This window comes from Vibrio sp. 10N.222.48.A3, from assembly GCF_041475345.1.
In the GTDB taxonomy this organism is placed as follows: Bacteria; Pseudomonadota; Gammaproteobacteria; order Enterobacterales; family Vibrionaceae; genus Vibrio; species Vibrio tasmaniensis_A.
The window spans coordinates 1-1,299 of record NZ_JBFRVX010001137.1; the positions used below are offsets into that span (position 1 = coordinate 1).

Sequence of the window (1,299 nt, forward strand, 5' to 3'; positions counted from 1 at the left end):
ATACAATGTAGCGATTGATGTATACCCAGGTCACCTAGTGATTCAAGAATACGCAGCACCTAAAGATGTACCGGAAGAGAAAGCAAAACGTCGCTTAACCGATATCATCCGTGCTTCTATTCAAGTCACTGGCGTTGAAGCAAACAACGTGGTTCTTAAGGTTCGTCAGAAGCAGAAAGGCCGATCTCAATATCAAAAAATGGCTCAAGACTCCTCTAACCTAGAAGTGAACGAATACGGCGTTAAGCTGATTGTTAATCTTCATGACTACTTAGATACGGGCTTGTTCTTAGATCATAAGATCACTCGTCGTCGTATCGGCGAAATGGCTGCAGGTAAAGATTTCCTTAACTTATTTGCTTACACAGGCAGTGCATCTGTTCATGCTGCTGTGGGTGGCGCACGCTCTACAACAACCGTTGATATGTCTAATACCTACCTTGAGTGGGCAAAACAGAACATGGAGCTTAACGGCCGTGTTGGTCGTCAACATCAGTTTGTTCAAGCTGACTGCTTACAGTGGTTGGTTAAAGAGCAGGGTTCTTACGACCTGATCTTCATTGATCCCCCAACGTTCTCAAACTCTAAGCGTATGGATCAATCTTTTGATGTTCAGCGTGATCACATTCAATTGATGGAAAACCTTAAGCGTCTTCTTCGTGAAGAAGGCACGATTGTGTTCTCTAACAACAAGCGTCACTTCAAAATGGATGTAGAAGGCCTAGAAGAGTTAGGTCTCAAAGCTCAGAACATCTCAGCTAAAACGCTTCCATTGGACTTCTCTCGTAACAAGCACATTCATAACTGCTGGTTGATTACACATAAGTAATTAAGAGATTGTATAAGGATATAGCGTGCTGACTCTCTACAGTACAGAAGGGTGCCATCTATGTGAGATGGCATTCAAACTCACGGAACAGTTAAACATTAGCCATCACGTCAACGTTGTCGACATTGCATTTGATGATGAGCTCTTTTCCCGTTACGGGGTCACTATTCCGGTGCTCAAATTTGAAAGCTCTGACTTTTCTCAAAGCTCAGAGCTTAACTGGCCATTTGGCTTGTTAGAACTTAATGATTGGTTAAAAAAGAATGGCATTACTTACAATTCATAACGGGCAATTAGCGTTTGGCGATCACCCGTTATTAGATCGTGCGGACTTTGCGCTGCAAGAAAACGAACGTGTGTGTTTAGTAGGGCGCAATGGCGCGGGTAAGTCTACGTTGATGAAAATCCTGTCAGGGAACATCATCATGGACGACGGCAAGATGCAAATCACACAAGATGTGGTTGTGTCT

At 43.3% G+C, this 1,299-nt stretch carries 3 protein-coding genes; all 3 read left to right on the plus strand.

The genetic code is table 11. The features are described from left to right. Positions 1-829, plus strand: an 829-nt coding sequence (rlmKL, locus tag AB4653_RS24400; RefSeq protein ID WP_372105528.1) for a bifunctional 23S rRNA (guanine(2069)-N(7))-methyltransferase RlmK/23S rRNA (guanine(2445)-N(2))-methyltransferase RlmL, incomplete at its 5' end; no start/stop codon positions are given. 25 nt (positions 830-854) lie between these two features. Continuing rightward, positions 855-1,115 (plus strand): glutaredoxin family protein, encoded by a 261-nt coding sequence (locus AB4653_RS24405; RefSeq protein WP_012603885.1) that lies wholly within the window; start codon positions 855-857, stop codon positions 1,113-1,115. Next, the coding region (locus AB4653_RS24410; protein WP_372105529.1) for an ATP-binding cassette domain-containing protein at positions 1,093-1,299 on the plus strand (207 nt) is incomplete at its 3' end. The genes AB4653_RS24405 and AB4653_RS24410, both read left to right, overlap by 23 nt.